This window comes from Streptomyces nojiriensis (assembly GCF_017639205.1).
GTDB classification, from domain to species: domain Bacteria; phylum Actinomycetota; class Actinomycetes; order Streptomycetales; family Streptomycetaceae; genus Streptomyces; species Streptomyces nojiriensis.
Window position 1 is genome coordinate 2,620,001 of record NZ_CP071139.1, and the last position, 22,382, is coordinate 2,642,382.

At 72.0% G+C, this 22,382-nt stretch carries 24 protein-coding genes (1 of these 24 cut by a window edge); 9 read left to right on the forward strand and 15 right to left on the reverse strand.

What is annotated here, in order from left to right; genetic code table 11:
• Both JYK04_RS12215 and JYK04_RS12220 read left to right on the forward strand, forming a co-directional pair.
• Positions 1–547 carry the 3' portion of a YbhB/YbcL family Raf kinase inhibitor-like protein gene (locus JYK04_RS12215; RefSeq protein ID WP_373297399.1) on the forward strand. 17 nt of this gene lie to the left of the window's left edge, so only the last 547 of its 564 coding nucleotides appear in the window; its start codon lies off the left edge, out of view; it ends in the stop codon at positions 545–547.
• A 149-nt stretch (positions 548–696) separates the two neighbouring features.
• Complete coding sequence (locus JYK04_RS12220; RefSeq protein WP_030773127.1) at positions 697–1,200, forward strand: HNH endonuclease; 504 nt, start codon at positions 697–699, stop codon at positions 1,198–1,200.
• A 60-nt stretch (positions 1,201–1,260) separates the two neighbouring features.
• On the opposite strand, the gene JYK04_RS12225 is transcribed toward JYK04_RS12220, so the two are convergent.
• The 4 genes from JYK04_RS12225 to JYK04_RS12240 form a co-directional block, all read right to left on the reverse strand.
• Positions 1,261–2,031, reverse strand: a complete 771-nt coding sequence (locus JYK04_RS12225) for a sulfite exporter TauE/SafE family protein (RefSeq protein ID WP_189735746.1) — start codon at positions 2,029–2,031, stop codon at positions 1,261–1,263.
• A gap of 89 nt (positions 2,032–2,120) precedes the next feature.
• Positions 2,121–3,107 carry an SPFH domain-containing protein gene (locus tag JYK04_RS12230; RefSeq protein ID WP_189735748.1) on the reverse strand — a complete coding sequence of 329 codons (987 nt, stop codon included), beginning with the start codon at positions 3,105–3,107 and terminating at the stop codon, positions 2,121–2,123.
• A gap of 84 nt (positions 3,108–3,191) precedes the next feature.
• Entirely contained in the window at positions 3,192–3,620 is a 429-nt protein-coding gene (locus JYK04_RS12235; protein ID WP_189735750.1) for an NfeD family protein, read from the reverse strand.
• A 237-nt stretch (positions 3,621–3,857) separates the two neighbouring features.
• Positions 3,858–4,652: an ABC transporter ATP-binding protein gene (locus JYK04_RS12240; protein ID WP_030010491.1), complete on the reverse strand. Its 795-nt coding sequence runs from the start codon at positions 4,650–4,652 to the stop codon at positions 3,858–3,860.
• A 133-nt stretch (positions 4,653–4,785) separates the two neighbouring features.
• Here JYK04_RS12240 and JYK04_RS12245 point away from each other — a divergent pair, with 133 nt between their 5' ends.
• Positions 4,786–5,568 carry a hypothetical protein gene (locus JYK04_RS12245; protein ID WP_189735753.1) on the forward strand — a complete coding sequence of 261 codons (783 nt, stop codon included), beginning with the start codon at positions 4,786–4,788 and terminating at the stop codon, positions 5,566–5,568.
• A 209-nt stretch (positions 5,569–5,777) separates the two neighbouring features.
• Here the strand turns inward: JYK04_RS12245 and JYK04_RS12250 are convergent, their stop codons facing one another.
• The 3 genes from JYK04_RS12250 to JYK04_RS12260 all read right to left on the reverse strand — a co-directional run bounded on the left by JYK04_RS12250 (position 5,778) and on the right by JYK04_RS12260 (position 7,976).
• Positions 5,778–6,023 (reverse strand): chaplin, encoded by a 246-nt coding sequence (locus tag JYK04_RS12250; RefSeq protein ID WP_030012639.1) that lies wholly within the window; start codon positions 6,021–6,023, stop codon positions 5,778–5,780.
• Between the two features lie 149 nt (positions 6,024–6,172).
• A complete protein-coding gene (locus JYK04_RS12255; RefSeq protein ID WP_189735755.1) occupies positions 6,173–6,835 on the reverse strand; it encodes a response regulator in 663 nt (220 codons plus the stop codon).
• Complete coding sequence (locus JYK04_RS12260; protein WP_189735757.1) at positions 6,828–7,976, reverse strand: GAF domain-containing sensor histidine kinase; 1,149 nt, start codon at positions 7,974–7,976, stop codon at positions 6,828–6,830. Before JYK04_RS12260 ends, JYK04_RS12255 begins: the two co-directional genes overlap by 8 nt.
• Before the next feature lie 157 nt (positions 7,977–8,133).
• On the opposite strand from JYK04_RS12260, the gene JYK04_RS12265 reads away from it, so the two are divergent.
• From JYK04_RS12265 to JYK04_RS12275, 3 genes are all read left to right on the forward strand, one after another.
• Positions 8,134–8,925: an SDR family NAD(P)-dependent oxidoreductase gene (locus JYK04_RS12265; protein ID WP_189735759.1), complete on the forward strand. Its 792-nt coding sequence runs from the start codon at positions 8,134–8,136 to the stop codon at positions 8,923–8,925.
• Positions 8,926–8,939: 14 nt separating this feature from the next.
• The gene (locus tag JYK04_RS12270; RefSeq protein ID WP_373297411.1) at positions 8,940–10,073 is read left to right on the forward strand and encodes an S-adenosylmethionine:tRNA ribosyltransferase-isomerase; all 1,134 of its coding nucleotides are present in this window, start codon (positions 8,940–8,942) and stop codon (positions 10,071–10,073) included.
• Between the two features lie 282 nt (positions 10,074–10,355).
• Positions 10,356–11,036, forward strand: a complete 681-nt coding sequence (locus JYK04_RS12275; RefSeq protein WP_189735761.1) for a transglycosylase SLT domain-containing protein — start codon at positions 10,356–10,358, stop codon at positions 11,034–11,036.
• A gap of 129 nt (positions 11,037–11,165) precedes the next feature.
• On the opposite strand, the gene JYK04_RS12280 is transcribed toward JYK04_RS12275, so the two are convergent.
• Positions 11,166–13,697, reverse strand: a complete 2,532-nt coding sequence (locus JYK04_RS12280) for an ABC transporter ATP-binding protein/permease (RefSeq protein WP_189735763.1) — start codon at positions 13,695–13,697, stop codon at positions 11,166–11,168.
• A 232-nt stretch (positions 13,698–13,929) separates the two neighbouring features.
• Here JYK04_RS12280 and JYK04_RS12285 point away from each other — a divergent pair, with 232 nt between their 5' ends.
• Together JYK04_RS12285 and serB are read left to right on the forward strand one after the other, a co-directional pair.
• Complete coding sequence (locus JYK04_RS12285; protein ID WP_189735765.1) at positions 13,930–15,471, forward strand: streptophobe family protein; 1,542 nt, start codon at positions 13,930–13,932, stop codon at positions 15,469–15,471.
• A gap of 171 nt (positions 15,472–15,642) precedes the next feature.
• Entirely contained in the window at positions 15,643–16,842 is a 1,200-nt protein-coding gene (gene serB, locus JYK04_RS12290; RefSeq protein ID WP_189735767.1) for a phosphoserine phosphatase SerB, read from the forward strand.
• A 79-nt stretch (positions 16,843–16,921) separates the two neighbouring features.
• Here serB and JYK04_RS12295 read toward each other — a convergent pair whose 3' ends face one another.
• From JYK04_RS12295 to JYK04_RS12305, 4 genes are all read right to left on the reverse strand, one after another.
• Positions 16,922–17,443, reverse strand: coding sequence for a SixA phosphatase family protein (locus tag JYK04_RS12295; RefSeq protein WP_030720119.1), 522 nt, complete (start codon positions 17,441–17,443; stop codon positions 16,922–16,924).
• Positions 17,444–17,523: 80 nt separating this feature from the next.
• Positions 17,524–17,751, reverse strand: a complete 228-nt coding sequence (locus JYK04_RS12300) for a hypothetical protein (RefSeq protein ID WP_189735770.1) — start codon at positions 17,749–17,751, stop codon at positions 17,524–17,526.
• A gap of 156 nt (positions 17,752–17,907) precedes the next feature.
• The gene (locus JYK04_RS41885) at positions 17,908–18,027 is read right to left on the reverse strand and encodes an SGM_5486 family transporter-associated protein (protein WP_266598082.1); all 120 of its coding nucleotides are present in this window, start codon (positions 18,025–18,027) and stop codon (positions 17,908–17,910) included.
• A 5-nt stretch (positions 18,028–18,032) separates the two neighbouring features.
• Positions 18,033–19,325, reverse strand: coding sequence for a CynX/NimT family MFS transporter (locus JYK04_RS12305; RefSeq protein ID WP_189735772.1), 1,293 nt, complete (start codon positions 19,323–19,325; stop codon positions 18,033–18,035).
• 109 nt (positions 19,326–19,434) lie between these two features.
• Here JYK04_RS12305 and JYK04_RS12310 point away from each other — a divergent pair, with 109 nt between their 5' ends.
• The gene (locus tag JYK04_RS12310) at positions 19,435–20,139 is read left to right on the forward strand and encodes a FadR/GntR family transcriptional regulator (RefSeq protein WP_189735774.1); all 705 of its coding nucleotides are present in this window, start codon (positions 19,435–19,437) and stop codon (positions 20,137–20,139) included.
• On the opposite strand, the gene JYK04_RS41160 is transcribed toward JYK04_RS12310, so the two are convergent.
• The 3 genes from JYK04_RS41160 to fabG form a co-directional block, all read right to left on the reverse strand.
• Positions 20,120–20,521, reverse strand: a complete 402-nt coding sequence (locus JYK04_RS41160) for a hypothetical protein (protein WP_308431017.1) — start codon at positions 20,519–20,521, stop codon at positions 20,120–20,122. The genes JYK04_RS12310 and JYK04_RS41160 overlap by 20 nt on opposite strands.
• A 236-nt stretch (positions 20,522–20,757) precedes the next feature.
• A complete protein-coding gene (gene fabI / locus JYK04_RS12320) occupies positions 20,758–21,528 on the reverse strand; it encodes an enoyl-ACP reductase FabI (RefSeq protein ID WP_189735778.1) in 771 nt (256 codons plus the stop codon).
• A gap of 5 nt (positions 21,529–21,533) precedes the next feature.
• The gene (gene fabG, locus JYK04_RS12325; protein ID WP_030016879.1) at positions 21,534–22,253 is read right to left on the reverse strand and encodes a 3-oxoacyl-[acyl-carrier-protein] reductase; all 720 of its coding nucleotides are present in this window, start codon (positions 22,251–22,253) and stop codon (positions 21,534–21,536) included.
• Between the last annotated feature and the right edge of the window lie 129 nt (positions 22,254–22,382).

Consider the following 22,382-nt stretch of genomic DNA (forward strand, 5'->3'; position numbering starts at 1 on the left):
AGGTTCAGCAGTGTCAGAGCAGAGCAGGCCGCACCTTCCGCACGACTTCCACCCCGAGGTCGCGGCCTTCACCTTGACGAGCGAGGACGTCTCCCATGGAGCCGACCTGCACGCCGCCCAGGTCCTCACGGGGAAGAACATCTCGCCCCACCTGCGCTGGGAGGGCTTTCCCGAGGGGACGAAGAGCTTCGCCGTGACCTGCTTCGACCCGGACGCGCCCACGGGCAGCGGGTTCTGGCACTGGGTCCTCTTCGACCTGCCCGTTTCGGTGACGGAGCTGCCGGCCGGGGCGGGCACCGGGGACTTCGCGGGTCTGCCTGAAGGGGCTGTGCACGCGCGGAACGACTACGGCACGAGGGACTTCGGCGGTGCGGCCCCGCCGCGCGGGGAGCGGCACCGCTACGTGTTCACCGTGTACGCGGTGGACCGGGAGCAGCTCGGCCCGGACGAGGACTCGTCGCCGGCGGTCGTCGGATTCCATCTGCGGTTCCACGCCCTGGGGCGTGCGCAGCTCGTCGCGGAGTACGAGGCACCCGCCGCGCGCTGATCGTTCCCCGAGCGTTCGCCCGGTCCTGGTCTAAAGAAGGCCAGGACCGGGCATTTTTATTGCGTTGTCCCGCGTGGCGCGCGCGGCCAGAGTGGTTGCGGGCCCTGCCGCCATGGTGGTCGCGGGCCTGCACACGGGAGGTGGGCGAGATGCGGGACACGCTGGTGCTGAATGCGAGCTTCGAGCCGCTGTCGACAGTGACTCTGAACCGGGCCGTGGTTCTGGTGCTCCAGGACAAGGCCGTCGTCGAACAGTCGCACCCCGAGCTGCGTGTGCGCGCGGCCACCATGGATCTTCCGATGCCCCGGGTGATCAGGCTCTGCAGGTATGTCCGGGTGCCCTTCCGAAGACATGCTCCCTGGTCGCGGAGGGGGGTGCTGGTCCGGGACCAGCACCGTTGCGCGTACTGCGGGAAGCGCGCGACGACCGTGGACCACGTACTGCCGCGGGCCCAGGGGGGCGGGGACACCTGGCTGAACACGGTGGCGTCCTGCGCCGAGGACAACCACCGCAAGGCGGCGCGGACTCCGGAGGAGGCGGGGATGCCGCTCCTCCGGAAGCCCTTCGTGCCGTCGCCGGCGGATGCGATGCTGCTGGCCCTGGGGGTGGCCGGGCGGGAGGCGCTCCCGGAGTGGCTGGAGCGTTCCGCCTGAGCGGATCTCCCGCGTTCGGTGGATGCGGTCGCGCTGGGCGGCGTAGTTCTTCTACGTCGCTCAGCTGACGAGCAGTTGGACGATGGCGAGGATGCCGACCGTCACGATGACTGCGCGCAGGACGGTCGGCGAGAGGCGGCGGCCGACCTTGGCGCCGATCTGGCCGCCGATCGTGGAGCCGACGGCGATGAGCACGACGGCCGTCCAGTCGAACTCGGCGACGAAGAGGAAGACGACGGCCGCGATGCCGTTCACCAGTGCGGCGATGACGTTCTTGACGGCGTTGATGCGTTGCAGGTCCTCGCGGAGCAGCAGGCCCATCAGGCCGAGGTAGAGCACGCCCTGGGCGGCACCGAAGTAGCCGCCGTAGGCGCTGGAGAGCAGCATGCCGCCGAGCAGGGCGGGTCCGCCGTCGGGGTGGCCGGTGTCGCCTCCGGCGGCTTCCTGGCGTCGGCGCAGCGCGGCGGCGAGCCGGGGCTGGAGGACGACGAGGACCAGGGCCAGGGCGATCAGGACGGGCACGATCGTGTCGAAGGACTCGGACGGCAGGGTGAGGAGCAGGAGCGCGCCCGCGAGTCCGCCGACGAGCGACACGGAGCCGAGCCGCAGGATGCGGGCGCGCTGGCCCTGGAGCTCCTTGCGGTAGCCGATGGCTCCGCTGATCGAACCGGGCACCAGGCCGAGGGTGTTGGACACGTTGGCGGTGACCGGGGGCAGTCCGGTGGCGAGCAGCACCGGGAAGGTGATCAGGGTGCCGGAGCCGACGATGGTGTTGATCGTGCCCGCGCCGATGCCGGCGGCGAAGACAGCGAGTGATTCCCAGATGGACATGGACGGTGCCATCCCCTTTGCATGAGTGAGTCGCCTCCCCGCCATGAAGGTCGAGGGGCCTCACTGATCATGCAGGAAGGGGTGGCGGGTCAGTCGATGGGGGGCTGTTCCCGGCGCTCCGCGCCGTCCTTGTCCCGCGCGGCCGGGATGCCGCCGCCGTCCTTGCCGGTCCCGCTCGGGTTGAAGCCCGAACCGCCGCCCATGGGGCCGAAGTTGCCCATGGCGCCGGAGAGGCCCTTGAGGGCGTCGCCGATCTCGCTCGGCACGATCCAGAGCTTGTTTGCGTCGCCTTCGGCGATCTTCGGGAGCATCTGGAGGTACTGGTAGGCGAGGAGCTTCTGGTCGGCGTCGCCGGCGTGGATGGACTCGAAGACCGTACGGATGGCCTGCGCCTCGCCCTCGGCGCGCAGTGCGGCGGCCTTGGCGTCACCTTCGGCACGCAGGATGGAGGACTGCTTCTCACCCTCGGCGCGCAGGATCTCGGACTGCCGGACGCCTTCGGCCTGGAGGATCGCGGCGCGCTTGTCGCGGTCGGCGCGCATCTGCTTCTCCATCGAGTCCTGGATGGAGGTCGGCGGCTCGATGGCCTTGAGCTCGACGCGGTTGACGCGGATGCCCCACTTGCCGGTGGCCTCGTCGAGGACTCCGCGCAGGGCCGCGTTGATCTCCTCGCGGGAGGTGAGGGTCCGCTCCAGGTCCATGCCGCCGATGATGTTGCGGAGCGTGGTGACGGTGAGCTGCTCGATGGCCTGGATGTAGCTGGCCACCTCGTAGGTCGCGGCGCGCGCGTCGGTCACCTGGTAGTAGATGACGGTGTCGATGTTGACGACCAGGTTGTCCTGGGTGATGACGGGCTGCGGCGGGAACGGGACGACCTGTTCGCGGAGGTCGATCCGGTTGCGGATGGAGTCGATGAACGGGACGACGATGTTGAGGCCCGCGTTGAGGGTGCGGGTGTAGCGGCCGAACCGCTCGACGATGGCGGCGCTGGCCTGCGGGATCACCTGGATCGTCTTGACCAGTGCGATGAAGACCAGAACCACCAGAATGATCAGGACGATGATGATCGGTTGCATGCGGTTCCCCGTGCCCTTCCGGCTGTCTGTGCTGCCCCGTTGATCGGAGTCTCGCAGACCCGGGGGCCGCGAGCAGGCTGCTTCTCACATCACGACGGCGGTCGCTCCGTCGATCTCCACCACGTCGACGGACTGGCCGGGTTCGAAGCTGGTGTCCGCGTCGAGGGTGCGCGCGGACCAGACCTCGCCGGCGAGCTTGATGCGGCCGCCGCTGCCGTCGACCCGTTCCAGGACGACGGCGGATCTGCCCCTCAACGCGTCGATGCCGCTGCGGTGTTGGGGGCGCTGGGTGCGGTGCCGGTTGGCGATGGGGCGGACGACGGCGATGAGCGCGACGGACACGATCACGAAGACCAGGACCTGCGCCACCACTCCCCCGCCGACGGCGGCCGTGACGGCGGCCGCGACCGCGCCGACTGCGAACATGCCGAACTCCGGCAAGGCGGTCAGGACGAGGGGGATGCCCAGTCCGACCGCGCCGATGAGCCACCACACCCACGCGTCGATGTCCACATGGTCATGGTAGGTCGGTTGGGCGCGGTCGGGACAGGGTGCGGGGACCCGTAGGAGACGTAAGAGGCGGGCCTAGGCCGTCTCTTACGGATCTTGCCGGGCCCGCGACGCCCGGCACCGCACCTGGCCGCGTTGTCGGGGCACCCGAGTACGTCCAGTACACGGTGCGCTCCTCCGCCTTGCCACGCACGGCACCGGACGCCGCGGACTCGGCCGACAAGATCCGAAAGAGACGGCCTAGCCGAGCGGCAGGCCCTGGGCGGTCCAGCGGTCGGTCCCGTTGCGCTCGACGACCAGCGGGAGGCCGAAGCAGAGGGAGAGGTTGCGGGAGGTCAGTTCGAGGTCGATCGGGCCCGCGGTGACGACCTTGCCCTGACGGATCATCAGGACGTGGGTGAAGCCGGGGGCGATCTCCTCGACGTGGTGCGTGACCATGACCATCGACGGGGCGAGCGGGTCGCGGGCCAGGCGGCCGAGGCGGCGTACGAGGTCCTCGCGGCCGCCGAGGTCCAGACCGGCGGCGGGCTCGTCGAGGAGCAGCAGCTCGGGGTCGGTCATCAGGGCGCGTGCGATCAGCGTGCGCTTGCGCTCTCCCTCGGAGAGGGTGCCGAACTTGCGGTCGAGGTACTCGGTCATGCCGAGGCGGTCGAGGAAGGCGCGGGCGCGCTGCTCGTCGACGTCCTCGTACTCCTCCTGCCACGTCGCCGTCATGCCGTAGGCGGCGGTGAGGACGGTCTGCAGGACGGTCTGCCGCTTGGGCAGCTTGTCGGCCATCGCGATGCCGGCGACACCGATGCGGGGGCGCAGCTCGAAGACGTCCACCTTGCCGAGGGTGCTGCCGAGGATGGTGGCGGTGCCCTTGGTGGGGAAGAGGTAGCTGGAGGCGAGGTTCAGCAGTGTGGTCTTGCCGGCGCCGTTGGGGCCGAGGATCACCCAGCGCTCGCCCTCCTTCACCGACCAGGAGACCTGGTCCACCAGAGCCCGGCCCTCGCGGACCACGGATACGTCCACCAGCTCCAGAACATCGCTCATGAGCGTGTTGTCACCCCTTGCAGTCACGGTTCTCTGTGCGCCGGTAGACGCAGCCCCAGAGGAAAACCTACGCCACTCGGAGAGCGGTCCGGGGCCGGGGCCCGGTGCCGGGGCCGATCCGTAAAGTAGGGGGATGCTTTTCGAACCACGTTCAGGGCGCTTGGCCGCCTGGGGGAACGCACTGCTGGCCGGTCTGGTCTCGCCCGACGAGGCCGTGTTGTCGATCGTGGGCGAGGACGCCGTGCACCGGGTGGAGGGGCTGCCGGGTGAGACGGGCCCCGTCGGACTCACCCTGGCGCTCGGCCGGCTGCGGGTCCTGGGGGTGACCGGGCTGCGGGTGGCGCTGCCCGCGCCGGGGCATCCGCTGGGGCTGAGCGGGCCGCCGGAGTTCAATGCGCGGGCGCTGGAGGCGGAGGAGGCGGTCGTCGCGGTGGGGGCGGCGCTGGGTCTGGTGCCGGAGGTGTCCGAGGTGGGGCCGGCCGGGGACGTCCACGTGTCGGTGACCTGGCACGTGCTGCCGGTACGGGAGGCCCCGCCGGCGGACGTGCCCTCGCTGGGCGAGGCGGAGCGCGAGCTGGCGGAGGCGCTGCGCGAGGCGACCGAGGTGCTGACCCGGCTGGACGTGGCGGGGTCCGGGCCGGTCGCGGAGGCCGCGCTGTCGGCGTACCGGGCGCGGGCGGAGGCCGGGCGGGACGCGCTGGCGCCGGGGTACCCGCCGCGGGCGGTGCGGGTGCTGGCGCTGGCGCAGCGGGTGGACCTGATGGTGTCGCTGGCGTACGAGAACGGGCACGGGGGCGCGGTGGCCGCCTCGGAGATCGCGGCGCGGGCGGAGGCGCTACGGCCGGTCGAGCGGGTCGCTCGGCGGGCGCTGGTCGCGGCGTACAACTCGGCCGTTGAGGCGCGCGAGCGGGGGTGACCCCCGGGGCCGGAGCCTGGCCCCGGTTGCGGGTGCGGCGCCGCTGCGCGGGCGGCCCCGGCTGCGCCGGGCTTTGCGGGGCTCCGCCCCACACCCCGCGCCTCAAACGCCGGCGGGGCTGAGAGGGGCATGGCGGGGCTGGATCGGCGGGGCAGAAAGGAACCCCGCTTCCCAGGGAGAGGAGGGGAAGCGGGGCCGGGTGGGGCGGGTCAGGCGTTGACTCCGGTGTTGCCGAACGCGCCGTTGAGCAGGCCGATCACGTTGACGGTGTTGCCGACCACGTTCACCGGGACGTGCACGGGGACCTGGACCTGGTTCCCGGAGGCCACGCCGGGCGAGTTCAGGGCCTCGCCCTCCGCCGACGCACCGCCGTGCGCCGAGGAGACACCGGCGCCGGCGGCGAGGAGGCCGCCCGCGATCATGGTGACGGCTGCGGCCTTCTTGAAGTTCTTCACGTTCTCGTCCTCCAGTACGTCTGCCGCGACCAGCCGTCGCGGCACGCCATGGAGAACGGCCGGCCCCTCGTCGGGATACGCCATGTGGGCTACATACACCCGACCGTATGAATCTCAGACCGGAACGAGACGATCCGATTTACCTCCGATCAGTCGGCGATTCCGTGCCTGACCGCCCACAATGCGGCCTGGGTCCGATCGGAAAGGTCCAACTTCATCAGGATGTTCGAGACGTGCGTCTTGACCGTCTTCTCGGACAGGACCAGGGCGCGGGCGATCTCGCGGTTGGAGCGGCCGTCGGCGATCAGGCCCAGGACCTCGCGTTCGCGGTCGGTCAGCGAGCCGGGCCGGCCCGCCGAGGAGCCCTGGTCCTCCTGGGACAGCAGGGCCAGGGCCACCTCCGGCTGGAGGAGCACGTGGCCCGCGTGGACGGAGCGGATGGCTCCGGCCAGCGCGTCCGGGTCGATGTCCTTGTAGACGTATCCGGCCGCGCCGGCCCGCAGGGCGGGGACCACGGTCCGCTGCTCGGTGAAGCTGGTGACGATCAGCACCCGGGCCGGGTTCGCCAGCTCGCGCAGCCTGCGCAGCGCCTCGATGCCGTCGGTGCCCGGCATCTTGATGTCCATCAGGATCACGTCGGGTCCCAGCTCCTCGGCGCGGGCGATGCCCTCCTCGCCGTCGGAGGCCTCGCCGACCACCTCGATGTCCTCCTGGACCTCCAGGAAGGTGCGCAGGCCCCGCCGGACCACCTGGTGGTCGTCGACCAGCAGTACTCGAATGCCGCTGCCGCTGCGGCCGGTGCTGTCAGCCACCGGGGACCTCCATCTCGATCGTGGTGCCCCGACCGGGCTCCGAGTGCACGGTGAGCCGGCCGCCGACGCCGCTCGCGCGGTCCCGCATGGAGACCAGGCCCAGGTGACGGCCCGCCCGGCGGACGGTCCGGGGGTCGAAGCCCTTGCCGGTGTCGACGACCTCGAGGACCGCGCCCCCGGCCGGCGTCCGGGCCAGGGTGACGTCGACGCGGTCGCCGCCGGAGTGGCGCAGGGCGTTGTGCAGGGCCTCCTGCGCGACGCGGAGCAGGGCTTCCTCCTGGGTCGCCGGCAGGGCCCGTACGCCGTCACAGGTGAAGGTGACGTGCGCGGTGTGGGCGCGGTCGAGGACGTGGACGTGCGTGCGGAGGGTGGCGACCAGTCCGTCCTCGTCCAGCGCTGCGGGGCGCAGCTCGGTCACGGCGGCGCGCAGTTCGTCGGCGGCCTCCGCCGCCAGGGCCGCCACCTGCTGGAGCTCGTCCTTGGCCCGGGCCGGGTCGCGGTCGACGAGGGCGGCGGCGGCCTGGGCGGTGAGGCGGAGCGAGAAGAGCTTCTGGCTGACGGCGTCGTGCAGCTCGTGGGCGAGCCGGGAGCGCTCCTCGGCGATGGTGAGCTCGCGGCTGCGCTCGTAGAGGTGGGCGTTGGTGAGGGCGATCGCCGCGTGCTGGGCGAGGAGGGAGAGGAGTTCCTGGTCCTCGTCGCTGAACCCGTGAGGGCCGCGTTTGTTCGCCAGGAAGAGGGCGCCGAGGGTCTCCTCGCCGTCGCGTACGGGCATGCCGAGGAAGTCGGACATCTCCGGGTGGGCGGCCGGCCAGCCCTCGAAGCGCGGGTCCTTGCGTACGTCGGCCAGGCGCTCGGGGCCCCCCTCGTGCAGCATCGCGGCGAGGATGCCGTGCTGGCGGGGCAGCGGGCCGATGAGGCGCCACTGCTCCGCGCTGATGCCGTCCACGACGAACTGGGCGAAGCCGCCGTGGTCGTCCGGGACGCCCAGGGCCGCGTACTCGGCGTCCAGGAGTTCACGGGCGGACACGACGATCGTGCGCAGGACGTCGCGGACCTCCAGGCGGCGGCTCATGGCGAGCAGTGCGGTGCTCACGGCGGCCAGGCCGCTGGGGGGCCCGCCGTGCGGGGGGCTAGCGGTCATGGGCTCACCGTACCCGCGGCCGTGACCTGCGGGATCGGGCCGTGGACGTAGGTCGAAGGGACCCGTGGGGGTGGGGCTCGTGGCCGACGCGGTGGGGGGTGGGCCGTTCCTAGGTTGGGGGCATCTGCTGATCGGGACGGAAGGCGAGGGTGCTGTCATGTCGGTGGCGATCGTGACGGGGGCGTCCAGGGGGCTGGGCCGGGCGCTGGCCGGGGAGCTGGCGGCGCGGGGCTGGGACCTGGTGCTGAGCGCGCGGGGTGCGGCGGCGCTGGAGGAGACCGCGGCCGGGACGGCGGGGGCGGCCGGGGCGCGGGTGGTGGCGGTGGCCGGGGACGTGTCCTCGGCGGCGCACCGGGCGGCGCTGGTGGCGGCGGCGCGGGAGCTGGGCGGGCTGGATCTGCTGGTGAACAACGCGGGGGTGCTCGGGGCCGAGCCGCTGGTGCCGCTGGCGGAGCACGCGCTGGACGGGCTGCGGGAGGCCTTCGAGGTCAATGTGGTGGGGCCGCTGGGGCTGGTCCAGGAGGGGCTGCCGCTGTTGCGGGCGGCGCGGGCCGGGGCGGTGCTGAACATCAGCTCGGACGCGGCGGTGGTGGCGTACGCGACGTGGGGGGCGTACGGGGCGACCAAGGCGGCGGGGGACCTGATGTCGGCGGTGCTGGCGGTGGAGGAGCCGGGGCTGCGGGTGTGGTGGGCCGATCCGGGGTCGATGCGGACGCGGATGATGGCGGCGGCCGAGCCGGGCGAGGACCTGGCGGGGCTGCCGACGCCCGCGGAGGTGGCTCCGGCGCTGCTGCGGCTGGTGGAGCGGGCGCTGCCGAGCGGTCGGTACACGGCGCAGGAGCTGGGGGTGGACGCGGGCCCGGGGGCGAGCCCGGGCGCGGCCGCAGGGGCGGCCCCGGCGGCGGGCCTGGACGCGGCTGCGGGGGCGGGCGCGGGGGGCGGGCGGTGAGCGGGCATCGGGCCCTGCGGGAGGAGGGTCCATATATAACGGACATACCACCGCAATTGTCGGCCCGGATTCCGGCCGAGCAGCGGGGACCGGGGCTGGGCCGGGACGCCGTGCGGCTGCTGGTGTCCCAGGGCTGCGAGCGGGTGTCGCTGCACGCCTTCCGGGAGCTGCCGGGGCTGCTGCGGGCCGGGGACGTACTGGTGGTGAACACCTCGGCCACGCTGGCGGCCGCGGTGGACGCCCGGCTGGGCGGCGAGGACCTGGTGGTGCACTTCTCGACCCGGGGCGACAGGGGGCACCCCCGGACGAAGTCTGGGGGAGGCCGCTGGGCGGTGGAGCTGCGCGCCCCGGACGGCGGCGGGACGACCCGGCCGCGGGCCGGAGGGCCCGCCGGGGCGGTGCTGGAGCTGCCGGGCGGGCACCGCCTCACCCTGGAGGAGCCCCTGGCGGCGGGCGCGGACCGGCTCTGGTGGGCGCGCCCCTCCCCCGCGCCGGACGGGGTACCGGCGCTGCTGCGGGCGTACGGGCGGCCGATCCGGTACGCGTACACCGAGCGGGACCAGCCGATCTCGGCCTATCAGACGGTGTTCGCGGTGCCGGCCGCCGACGGGGCGGGCTCGGCGGAGATGCCGAGTGCGGGCCGGCCCTTCACGGCGGAGCTGGTGGCGCGCCTGGTGAGCCGGGGGGTGCAGTTCGCCCCGCTGGTCCTGCACACGGGGGTGGCCTCGCAGGAGGCGCACGAGCCCCCTTACCCGGAGCGGTACGAGGTGTCCGCCACGACGGCGGGCCTGGTGAACGCCGCCAGGGCCGCCGGAGGGAGGGTCATCGCGGTGGGGACCACGGCCGTACGGGCCCTGGAGTCGGCCGCGGACGCGCGGGGGCGGGTGCGCCCGGCAGCCGGGTGGACCGATCTGGTGGTGACCCCGGAGCGCGGGGTGCGGGTGGTGGACGGGCTGCTGACCGGGCTGCACGAGCCCGGGGCGTCCCATCTGCTGATGCTGGAGGCGGTCGCGGGGCGGGCCGCCGTACGGCTCGGGTATGCCGAGGCGCTGGCCCGGCTCTGCCTCTGGCACGAGTTCGGGGACGTCCATCTGCTACTCAAGGATGAGAACCGTGACCATATGCATTGCGACAGCAACTCACGGTAAAACCGCCGCATGTCCGATGTGACCCCGCACATAGGACCCACATCACTTACGAAGCTGCCTAGTGGACGGATAAAGACCCTGTCAGTGCTGTCCCACCTAGCGCCGAGGCCCGAAATCGGGCCTCGGCGCCCGCGCGTGATCCACTAAGCGGGATCGTACGTCACACCTTTGCCACAGGATTTTGCCGCCGCTAAGAATTGCTCCCGTCGCACAGCACCGCGGATCCCCGGATCCACAAAGCGCCTTCCTGCGACTCCCGCTATTCGAAGAGGTTGCCCCGCCATGTCTGCTTCCCGCACCCCCGGTCACAGTCGTCTGACGAAGGCACACAAGCTGTCCATTGCCGGTGTCGCCACGCTGAGCGCCGCCGCCGTCGCCTTCTCCCTCGTGCCGGCCGACGCCGCCGAGGCGCAGACGGTCAACGCCGCCCCCGTCGCCTGGACCCAGGCCGTCAACGGCGCGCAGACGAAGGCGCTGCACGGAAACCTCTCCGCCCAGCAGGTCATCTCCCAGGCGAACGCGAAGGCCGCGGCCAAGATCAAGGCCGACGCCGACGCCAAGGCCAAGGCCGAGGCCGCCGCGAAGAAGGCGCGCGAGACCAAGGCGGCCGCGAGCCGTTCCGCCGCCCGCACCCCGGTGTTCGCGAACAACCTCGACGGCTGGATCAAGGAAGCCCTCTTCATCATGAAGAAGGAGGGCATTCCGGGCACCTACGCCGGGATCCACAAGAACATCATGCGCGAGTCCAGCGGTAACCCGATGGCGATCAACAACTGGGACATCAACGCCCAGAACGGCATCCCCAGCAAGGGTCTGCTCCAGGTCATCTACCCGACCTTCAAGACGTACCACGTCAAGGGCACCAAGTTCGACCAGTACGACCCGGTCGCCAACATCGTCGCCGCCTGCAACTACGCGGCCGACCGCTACGGCTCCATGGACAACGTCAACAGCGCCTACTAGGCCTCGGCGTACCCAAGCCCCCCCCATGCGCCTCAGGGCGGCACCCGGACTTCCGGATGCCGCCCTGAGGCGTTTTGCCGTACCTGCGGACGTGATGCCCGCGTGCGTGCGGTCGTCCCGCGCGCGGTCCTACTTGCCCGCGCGCATGACCTCGGGCTCGTGGCGGCGCAGCAGGCGCTGCACGGCGAAGCCGCAGGCGACGCCGATGAGCAGCAGGATGGTGATGTTCAGGCTCCACTGGCCGATCGTGGCGTCCCAGAGCGGGTCGGCGTTGGTCGGGTTCTCCGCGTCCCACGGCGGCATGAGCTTGCCGAGGTTCAGCGTGGTGCCGGCGGCGGCGATGGCCCAGCGGGACGGCATCAGCCAGGCGAACTGCTCCAGGCCCGGGGAGTCGTAGACCTGGAAGAGGATGCCGGTGAAGACGACCTGGACGATCGCGAACATGACCAGCAGCGGCATCGTCTTCTCGGCGGTCTTCACCAGCGAGGAGATCACCAGGCCGAACATCATCGAGGTGAAGCCGAGCGCGATGACCGACAGGCAGATCTCGACGGCCGGCGGCATGATCAGGCCCTCGGCGGGCAGGTCGCGCGGGAAGAAGCCGATCGCGCAGATGATCACGCCCTGGATGGCCGTGATGACGCCGAGGACGATCACCTTCGACATGAGGTACGCGGACCGGTACAGGCCGGTCGCGCGTTCCCGCTCGTAGATGACCCGTTCCTTGATCAGCTCACGGACCGAGTTGGCGGCACCCGAGAAGCACATGCCGACCGCGAGGATCAGCATGATCGTGCCGGCGTCGCCGTTGAAGCGGGACGGCGCGACGGGCGGCGCGAGGCCGAACTTCGCGGGGATCACCGTGGAGACCACGCCCAGGACCGCGGGCAGGAGCACCATCAGGGCGAGGAAGCCCACGTCCGAGGCGATCACCGAGACGTAGCGGCGCATCAGCGTGAACAGCTGCGAGCCCCAGCCCTGCGGGGTGCTCGGGCGCATCTGCTGGGCCGGCGGCATGGCGACCGACTGCGGGGCGACCGCGTCGAGGTCGGCGGCGTAGAGCTGGTAGTGCTGGGAGCCCTTCCAGCGGCCGGCCCAGTCGTAGTCGCGGTAGTTCTCGAACGCCGAGAACACGTCGGCCCACGTGCTGTAGCCGAAGAAGTTCAGCGCGTCGTCCGGCGGGCCGAAGTACGCGACCGACCCACCCGGGGCCATGACCAGCAGCTTGTCGCAGATGGCCAGCTCGGCGACCGAGTGCGTGACGACGAGGACCGTGCGGCCGTCGTCGGCGAGGCCGCGCAGCAGCTGCATGACGTCGCGGTCCATGCCCGGGTCGAGGCCGGAGGTCGGCTCGTCCAGGAAGATCAGCGACGGCTTGGTGAGCAGCTCCAGGGCCACGGACACGCGCTTGCGCTGACCACCGGAGAGCGCGGTGATCTTCTTGTCCTTGTGGATGTCGAGCTTGAGCTCGCGCAGCACCTCGTCGATGCGCGCGGCGCGCTCGGACTCGGCGGTGTCGCCCGGGAAGCGGAGCTTGGCCGCGTACTTGAGGGCCGTGCTGACCTTCAGCTCCTTGTGCAGGATGTCGTCCTGCGGGACCAGGCCGATGCGCTGGCGGAGCTCCGCGAACTGCTTGTACAGGTTGCGGTTGTCGTAGAGCACGTCACCCTGGTTGGCGGGCCGGTAGCCGGTCAGCGCCTTGAGCAGGGTCGACTTGCCGGAGCCCGAGGGTCCGATGACGCCGATCAGCGACTTCTCCGGGACGCCGAAGGTGACGTCCTTGAGGATCTGCTTGCCGCCGTCGACGGTGACCGTGAGGTGGCGGGCCGAGAAGGAGACCTCGCCGGTGTCGACGAACTCCTCGAGGCGGTCGCCGACGATCCGGAACGTCGAGTGGCCGACGCCGACGATGTCGTTCGGGCCCAGCAGCGCGGTGCCGGACTTCGCCAGCGGCTGACCGTTGACGTAGGTGCCGTTGTGGCTGCCGAGGTCGTGGATCTCGAAGCGGCCGCCGGGCATCGAGCGGAACTCGGCGTGGTGGCGCGAGACCTGGAGGTCGGAGACCACCAGCTCGTTCTCCAGCGCACGGCCGATCCGCATGACGTGGCCCAGCGAGAGCTGGTGGAACGTCGTCGGGCTGCGGTCTCCGTAGGCCGGGGCCCCGCCCTGCGCCGGGCGGGGAGCGGCGGCGCCCTGCTGGTGCGGGAGGTGGACCTGCGGCTGCTGCGGCTGCTGCTGCGCGTGCTGCTGCTGTTCCCAGGCCTGGTGCTGGGGCTGCTGCTGCGGGGCCTGGTAGGCCGGGGCCTGCGGCTGGGCGTACGCCTGCGCCGGGGCCTGCTGTGCCACGGCCGGCTGCGGTGCGGCCGCGCCGGCGGCGCTCAGATTCAGCCGCGGGCCGTCCGTCGCGTTGCCCAGGTGGACCGGCGTGCCGGGCACGAGCTCGGTCTGCTGGACCCTGGCCCCGTGCACGTAGGTGCCGTTGGTGCTGCCGTGGTCCTCGATGCCCCAACCCCGGCCGTTCCAGGCGATGGTGGCATGCCGCCACGACACCCGGGCATCGTCGATCACCACGTCTCCCTGGGGGTCACGCCCCAGCGAGTACGACCTGGACGGATCGAGCGTCCAGGTCCTTCCATTCAATTCCAGTACGAGTTCCGGCACTCCAGCCCCACTTAAGTCCCCCGAGAATCCCCCATGACGTCAGGGAGTCTAGGGATGGCGAACATCCGGGGGAACTATTTCAGGCCTACAGCCGTATGTGGAATCCGGGCCTGGCCGGGGCGTCTACGCCTGCCCGTTGACGGGGTCGAAAGTCACCCGGAGAGTGAGATACGGGACTTCTCGCCCGGTGGTCCCGTCGCGTACCGCTCGGTAGGCATCGGGGGTTCACCGTATGCGCCGCATCCGTTGGGGGGACGTGCTGCTGTCCTCCGTCGCCACCGTGGGCTGGTCCCTGATCGCGATGGCGGGGGTGGCCGGACTCGGGCTGCACCTGCTGGGCGCCGATGCCTCCGGCGCCGCGGAAGGCTCGCTCGGCGCGATGACGGCCGCCACGGTGGTCCTCGCGGTCGGTGGAACCGTGACCCCCTCGGGTGACGTCTCGGTCCTCGGAGTCACCGGTGCGGGCGCCGAAAGCTCCCTGGACGTCATGCCCTTGGGGGTGTCGCTGGCCGGGGCGCTGGTCCTGGCCTCGCTGTTCCTGCGATCCCTGCGGGCCGGGGCGGGCCACGGGGAGACGGCGGCCGGGGTGGTGGTCCTCGGCGCGCTGTTCGTGGCGACGGCGGGCGCTCTGGCGTGGGCCGGGCACGACGTGGTCACCCTCGACGGGACGCTGCCGCTGCCGAAGACCCCCGTGAAGGTCGAGATCCCGGGGATCGGTGACATCGGCGGGCTGCTCCCGGACCGGATCGGGGACCTGATCGAGACCCGGACCCGGGTGGGGTTCTCGGTGGAGCTCGCGCCGACGCTGCGGGGCGCGGCGCTGTGGGTGCTCGCCGTACTGGCGCTCGCGCTGCTGGTGTCGCGGCGCGGGCCGGCCGCGGCGGGCCGGCTGCGTCCGGCCGCCTCGGCGGTGGTGGCGATGCTGCTGGTCGCGGTGGCGGCCGGGTGGGCCGCGGCGGTGTGGGCGGCGCTGGGCGACGACCAGCCGCGGCGGGTGCTGGGCGGAGCGCTGCTGGGGGCGCCGAACGGGAGCTGGCTGGGGGTGCTGCTGGGGCTGTTCGTACCGGTGCGCGGCCGGGTCGCGGGGGCTCCGGCCCGGCTGCTGCCCGATCCGCTGGACGATCTGCTGGCGGTATCCGCTCGGGAGCCGGTGACGGTGGCCCGGCTCGGGGAGTACGACGAACGGGTGTGGCTGCTGGTCGCGGGGGCGGCCCTGCTGCTGCTCTACGCGGGCGTGCTGGCGGCCGTACGGACACCGGGGCGCGGGATCCTGGGGTGCGCGGCACGGCTGTCGGCCTGCACCGCGGTGGCCCTGGCGGTGCTGGTGCGGCTGACGGGGTTCTCGGCGGACACCTCGCTCGCGGTGCTGGGGGTGGACGCGGTGGACGCGGGGGTGGAGCTGCGGGGGGACGTCCCGTACGCGCTGCTGCTGGGCGCGCTCTGGGGGGCGGCGGCCGGAGCCGCGGGGGCGCTGCTGACCCGCCGGCGCCGGGCGGCCCTCCCCCGGCCGGCCGGATCGCCGGGATCCGCCCCGGGGTGGCCCGCCCCCGGGAGGCCCACGGCCGCGTACCCCGGGGCCGGACCGTACGGCGGACCTGCGCGCGGTCCGCGGCCCGGAGCGGGCGGGGAGGTGGACGGCTCCTGGGACGTGACCGTGACGGGCGTCCCGCCCTGGTCGCCCGGGCCGCCGAAACCGCCCCGCCGGGAGCCCTTCACTCCCCCGCCCCCGCCGGGAGCCCCGCCCCCGCCGAAGCCGCCGGCGCCACCGCGGTGAGGCGGGCTGGGGGGGCCGCTGCGCGGAGCCGTCCCCTGCCCGCCCTTCCACCGTTCCCCGGGGCTCAATCGCCGGCGAGGCTGAATTCCTCGCCGACCACTGGGGCGCGACCGTTCAAGAGGTGGGACGGGGGTCCTGGGGGCCGGGTCGGGAAGATACGGTGAGGGCACCATGAGCGCATCGCAGACCTCCGACGTCCCCACCCTCCTCGTCAAGATCTTCGGCAAGGACCGTCCCGGGATCACCGCCGGGCTGTTCGACACCCTCGCCGCCTACTCCGTCGACGTCGTCGACATCGAGCAGGTCGTCACGCGTGGCCGCATCGTCCTGTGCGCCCTCGTCACCAAGCCCGCCGGCGGAGCCGAGGGCGACCTGCGGGCCACCGTCCACAGCTGGGCCGAATCCCTCAAGATGCAGGCCGAGATCCTCTCCGGTACCGGTGACAACCGGCCGCGCGGCAGCGGCCGCTCGCATGTCACCGTGCTCGGGCACCCGCTCACCGCCGAGTCCACCGCCGCGATCGCCGCCCGGATCACCGAGACCGGCGGCAACATCGACCGTATCTTCCGGCTCGCCAAGTACCCCGTGACGGCAGTGGAGTTCGCCGTCTCCGGTGTCGAGACCGAGCCGCTGCGCACCGCGCTGGCCACCGCTTCCGCGCACATCGGCGTGGACGTGGCCGTGATCTCGGCCGGGCTGCACCGCCGGGCCCAGCGCCTGGTCGTCATGGACGTGGACTCGACCCTCATCCAGGACGAGGTCATCGAGCTGTTCGCGGCGCACGCCGGGTGCGAGGCCGAGGTCGCCGAGGTCACAGAGCGCGCCATGCGCGGTGAGCTGGACTTCGAGCAGTCGCTGCACGCCCGGGTGGCGCTGCTCGCGGGTCTGGACGCGTCCGTCGTGGACAAGGTCCGCGCCGAGGTGCAGCTGACCCCGGGCGCGCGGACCCTGATCCGCACGCTCAAGCGGCTCGGCTACCAGGTGGGCGTGGTCTCCGGCGGCTTCACCCAGGTGACGGACGATCTGCGGGAGCGGCTGGGGCTGGACTTCGCCTCCGCCAACACCCTGGAGATCGTCGACGGGAAGCTGACGGGCAAGGTCACGGGCGAGATCGTGGACCGGGCGGGCAAGGCCCGGCTGCTGCGCCGCTTCGCCGCGGAGGCCGACGTACCGCTGTCCCAGACGGTGGCCATCGGTGACGGGGCCAACGACCTGGACATGCTGAACGCGGCCGGGCTGGGTGTGGCCTTCAATGCCAAGCCGGTGGTCCGCGAGGCCGCGCACACCGCGGTGAACGTGCCCTTCCTCGACGCGGTGCTGTATCTGCTCGGCATCACCCGCGAGGAGATCGAGGCCGCCGACCTGGCCTGACCCCCGGCCCCGACGCACGCGAACGGGCCCCGGCGGCCGCATCGGCTGCCGGGGCCCTTCGGTGTCCTGGGACCGGCGGTCAGAGGCCCTTGGGGGTCCAGTAGTCGAGCAGGGTGCCCACGCCGTGTTCCACTGACTTCCACGATCCGGTGAAGGAGACCACGGCGAGGGCCGCGGTCGGGAAGCCCGTACGGGTCATACGCGTCAGGGTGTCGCCCTCCGCGCGCCCCGAGAGGGCGTCGGCGAGGGCGTGCATGCCGGGGTTGTGCCCGATGACGAGGAGGTCGGAGACCTCGTCGGAGGTCTCGTTGAGCAGGGCGATGAGCTCGCCCAGCGAGGCGTCGTAGAGCCTCTCCTCGTAGTGGGTCTTCGGCCGGTGCGGCATCTCCTGGACGGCGAGCTTCCAGGTCTCGCGGGTGCGGGCGGCGGTGGAGCACAGGGCCAGGTCGAAGACGATGCCGGTTTCGGCGAGCTTCAGACCGACGGCCGGCGCGTCCTTGCGGCCTCGTTCCGCGAGCGGGCGATCGTGGTCGGACACCTCGGGCCAGTCGGCCTTGGCGTGCCGGAGGAGGGCGATCCTGCGGGGTGTGTCGGCGCTCATGACTCCCAGCTTCGCATGAAACGAGGCACGGGGCGCAGGGCGTTGGGGGGCTCACGCCCTGGGGACGGGCGCGCGGGAGGTCAGCCGACGGCGCGCAGGAGCTGCTCGGCGACCTGGACGAGGCCCGAGACCTCGCCGGTGGCCGCGTGGGCCTCACCGGATCCGGCGAGGAGCAGCAGCAGGAGCCCGAAGGCGAGGGCGGGCAGGGCCAGTGCCCACCAGTGCAGCCGGGTGCTCGCGCCGGTGGCGCGGGCGCGGGGGCGGGAGGGGCCCGGCGTGAGGGGGCCGATGTGTGTGGGGGCCGACATGGCCGCCTCCGTGGGTGTGGACCGGACTGACTCGCTGCCTGCGAATCTATGGATCCGGGGCGGTGGTTCCCATCCGGGACACACCCCACTCCACCCTGAACCTGGCCCCCTAGGGGAAGTGGGGTTACCCCCACCCCCCGCCCCGGAGGGCCGGGATCACGGGGAGGCGATCGTGGCGATGACGGAGATGATCACGGTGACGGCGAGGAACGCGCCGAGCACGAGGCCGAGCTTCTTGCGGCCGTTCTGCGGGTTCGGTTCAAGTACGGGCGTCATGCCGGTCAGTCTCCCATGCCGCATTCGTCCTCGATCGTGCGGTCCCGGCCGGCGAGGACGCCCAGCGCGATCTGCGGTACGAGCAGTCCGGCCATCAGGGCGAGCGGCAGGTCCCAGCCGCCGCTGTGCTGGTAGAGGGCGCCGATGACGAGCGGGCCGGGGATGGAGATGAGGTAGCCGGTGCTCTGGGCGAAGGCGGAGAGCTTGACCACGCCGGCCGGGGACTTGGCGCGCAGCCCGATCATGGTGATGACGAGGGGGAAGGCGCAGTTGGAGATGCCGAGCAGGAGGGCCCAGGCCCAGGCTCCGGCGGCGGGGGCGAAGTAGAGGCCGAGGTAGCCGGTCAGGCCGAAGACGCCGAGGGTGACGGCGATGGCGCCCTGGTTCTTCATCCGGGCGGCGAGGCCGGGGATGACGAAGGCGAGCGGGACGCCCATGACCATGGTGACGGCGAGGAGCACGCCGGCCGTGGAGGCGGAGACCCCAGCGTCGCGGAAGATCTGCGGGAGCCAGCCCATGGTGATGTACGCGCCGGTGGCCTGGAGGCCGAAGTAGCAGGCCAGGGCCCAGGCGGTACGGCTGCGGACGACCCGCGGGCCGGCCGCGGAGCCGACGGGGGCGGCGGCCGCCCCGGCCCGCTCGGCGCGCCGGGAGGCGCGGGCGACGGGCAGCCAGGGCAGCACGGCGAACAGGGCGAGCACGGCCCAGATCAGCAGGCCGGTGCGCCAGCTGCCGCCGAGGGCGCCGGTCAGCGGGACGGTCGCGGCGGCGGCGAGCGAGGTGCCGGCGGCCAGGGACATGGAGTACAGGCCGGTCATGGTCCCGACCTTGTCCGGGAAGTAGCGCTTGACGATCACCGGGAGCAGCACGTTGGTGAGGGCTATGCCGGCCAGCGAGAGGGCGCTGGCGGCGAGGAAGCCGACGGCGCCGGTCGCGAAGGGGCGTATCAGCAGGCCGGTGGCGACCGCGGCCATGCCGGCGCAGACGACGGCGGCCGGGCCGAAGCGGCGGGAGAGCCGGGGTGCGGTGACGCCGAAGACGGCGAAGCAGAGGGCGGGGACGGAGGTGATCAGTCCGGCGACGGTGCCGCTCATGCCGAGACCCGTCCGGGTCTCCTCGAAGAGGGCGCCGAGGCTGGTGATGGCGGGCCGCAGGTTGAGGGCGGCCAGCACGATTCCGACGATGAGCACCGGGCCGAGCCAGGTCGGGGCGGCCGGGGCGGGGGCGTGGAGGTACTGGTCAGGAGCGGTGCGCACGACCAGCGGGCGGTTCATGGTCCGGATCTCTTCGTCGGGCATTCAACCATCATAGAATCATGGGATGATTGGTTGTCCAATCGCTTTCGAAGTCCCTCGAAGTCCCTCGAAGTCACTCGAAGTCCGTTGAAGTCACTCCGGAGAGGAACCCATGCCGCTGACGTCGCCCCGGCGCTCCGCACTCGTCGATCAGGTGATCGCCCAGCTGCGGAACCAGATCACCTCCGGCGAGTGGCCGGTCGGCGCCCGCATCCCGACCGAGCCGGAGCTCGTCGAGCTGCTCGGCGTCGCCCGCAACACGGTGCGCGAGGCCGTGCGGGCGCTGGCGCACAACGGCCTCCTCGACATCCGGCAGGGCTCGGGGACGTACGTCATCGCCACCAGCGAGCTGGCCGGCGTGATGCACCGCCGCTTCGCCGGGGCCGATCCGCGGCACATCGCCGAGCTGCGTTCGACGCTGGAGTCCTCGGCGGCCCGGCTGGCGGCGGAGCGGCGCACCGAGCGCGACCTCGCACAGCTGGACGCCCTGCTGGCGCGCCGCGAGGAGGCCTGGGCGGGCGGGGACGCGGAGGTCTTCGTGGCGGCGGACGTGAGTCTGCACATGGCGGTGGTGACCGCCTCGCACAACGACGTGCTGATCGAGCTGTACGCGGACCTCGGCGACCTGGTGGCCGACTGGCTGCGGGCGGACGTGGGCACCGAGCTGCACCCTTCCGCCCATCTGGACCACGCCCGGCTGATCGAGGCGATCCGGCGGGGCGACGGGGACGCGGCGGCCTCGGAGGCCGCGGGCTACCCCTTCGCCTGCCTCGGCAAGAACGCGGAGGACGCCCCCCTCACGGGCGCCGGTGACTGACCCACGCCGAGCGGACCTCTTTCCAGCAGCGGCCCACGAGCTCGGTCCGGCCGGCCGGACCGACGGCCACGGCGACGCCGTCGCCGTCCACGTCCCACCAGCGGTCGCACTCGACGTGCAGCCGTACGAGGTCGGTCTCCGGGTAGGCGTTGTGGCAGTACGCCGACACCTGCGAGCCGTGGATCACGGTGTCGCAGTCGGCGCCGAACAGTTCGCCCCCGGCGGGCCGTGCGGGCTGCGCGGGGGGTTCGGCGGGGATGTCGGCGAGCTCCACGACGGCGGGGGCCACCGCCTCGGGGCCGGGTACGGGCTCCTCCCCCACGGGCTGCGCGGCGGCTCCGGGGACCAGGAGTCCGGTCAGGATCACGGTCGTGACCAGCACGCATACAGCTCGGCTCGGCCTCGCGCGCACTCCTACCTCCTCCCCGCAGGAGCCGAGAAGATCCCGGCCTGGTCAGTTTGCAGGCATCTGCCCCGGTTTTCGACTCGGGAAGATCCGGTCGGCAGGTGAACATGCGATCGAAGACGCCCCTGCGGAGCACGCAAACGGCGGCGGCCGCGCCTCCCGGAAGGGAAGCGCGGCCGCCGCCGTACGAACGCGGGAGACCCGGTCGAGGATCAGGCACCCATCGCGTGCAGGCCGCCGTCCACGTGGACGATCTCGCCGGTGGTCTTCGGGAACCAGTCCGACAGCAGGGCCACGACGCCCTTGCCGGTCGGCTCCGGGTCGCTCATGTCCCACTCCAGCATGGAGCGGGAGTTCCAGACCTCGGCCAGCTCGCCGAATCCCGGGATGGACTTCGCGGCCATGGAGCCGATCGGACCGGCCGAGACCAGGTTGCAGCGGATGTTCTCCTTGCCCAGGTCGCGGGCGAGGTAACGGCTGGTGGCCTCCAGGGCGGCCTTGGCCGGGCCCATCCAGTCGTACTGCGGCCAGGCGAACTGCGCGTCGAAGGTGAGGCCGACGATGGCCGCGCCCTCCGCCGGGAACAGCGGCTTGCAGGCCATGGCCAGCGACTTCAGCGAGAACGCCGAGACGTGCATGGCGGTGGCCACCGACTCGAACGGGGTGTTCAGGAAGTTGCCGCCGAGGGCGTCCTGCGGCGCGAAGCCGATGGAGTGGACGACGCCGTCGAGGCCGCCGAGCTCGTCGCGGACGAGGCCCTCCAGGCGGGCCAGGTGCTCGTCGTTGGTGACGTCGAGCTCGATCACCTTGACCGGCTTCGGCAGCTTCTTCGCGATGCGCTCGGTCAGCGAAGGACGCGGCCACGCGGTGAGGATGACCTCGGCGCCCTGCTCCTGGGCCAGCCGGGCCGTGTGGAAGGCGATGGACGACTCCATCAGCACACCCGTGATGAGGATGCGCTTGCCCTCGAGAATTCCGCTCATGGTGATCAGTGACCCATGCCCAATCCGCCGTCAACGGGAATGACGGCTCCGGTGATGTACGCGGCGTCGTCGGACGCCAGGAAGCGGACGGCTGCCGCGATCTCCTCGGGCTGCGCGTAACGGCCGAGCGGCACCTGGCCCACGATGCCCGCGCGCTGCTCGTCGGTGAGCACCTTCGTCATGTCGGTGTCCACGAAACCGGGGGCGACGACGTTGAAGGTGATGTTGCGGGAACCCAGCTCGCGTGCGAGGGAGCGGGCGAAGCCCACCAGCGCGGCCTTGGAGGCGGCGTAGTTGGCCTGGCCGGCCGAGCCCAGGAGCCCGACGACCGAGGAGATCAGGACGACGCGGCCCTTCTTGGCCCGGAGCATGCCCCGGTTCGCGCGCTTGACCACCCGGAACGTGCCCGTGAGGTTGGTGTCGAGGACGGACGTGAAGTCCTCCTCGGACATGCGCATCAGCAGCGTGTCCTTGGTGATGCCGGCGTTGGCCACGAGGACCTCGACCGCGCCGTGCGCGTCCTCGATCTCCTTGTAGGCCTGCTCCACCTGCTCGGAGTCGGTGATGTCGCACCGCACCGCCAGGACACCGAGCGAGGTGAGCGCCTCCGGCGGCTCACCCGACCGGTACGTGATCGCGACCTTGTCGCCGGCCTCCGCGAAGGCTTGGGCGATGGCGAGGCCGATGCCCCGGTTTCCTCCGGTGACGAGAACCGAGCGGCTCAACGGATCACCCTTTCGCTAGCGGTCTGAATACCAAAAACCTATAGGTCGCATCGCTCGTACGCAGAATCGACCCCGACAGGGCCTTGCGACCGGCTCTGTTGAATCCCTACAGAAAGATGTAGGCACAAG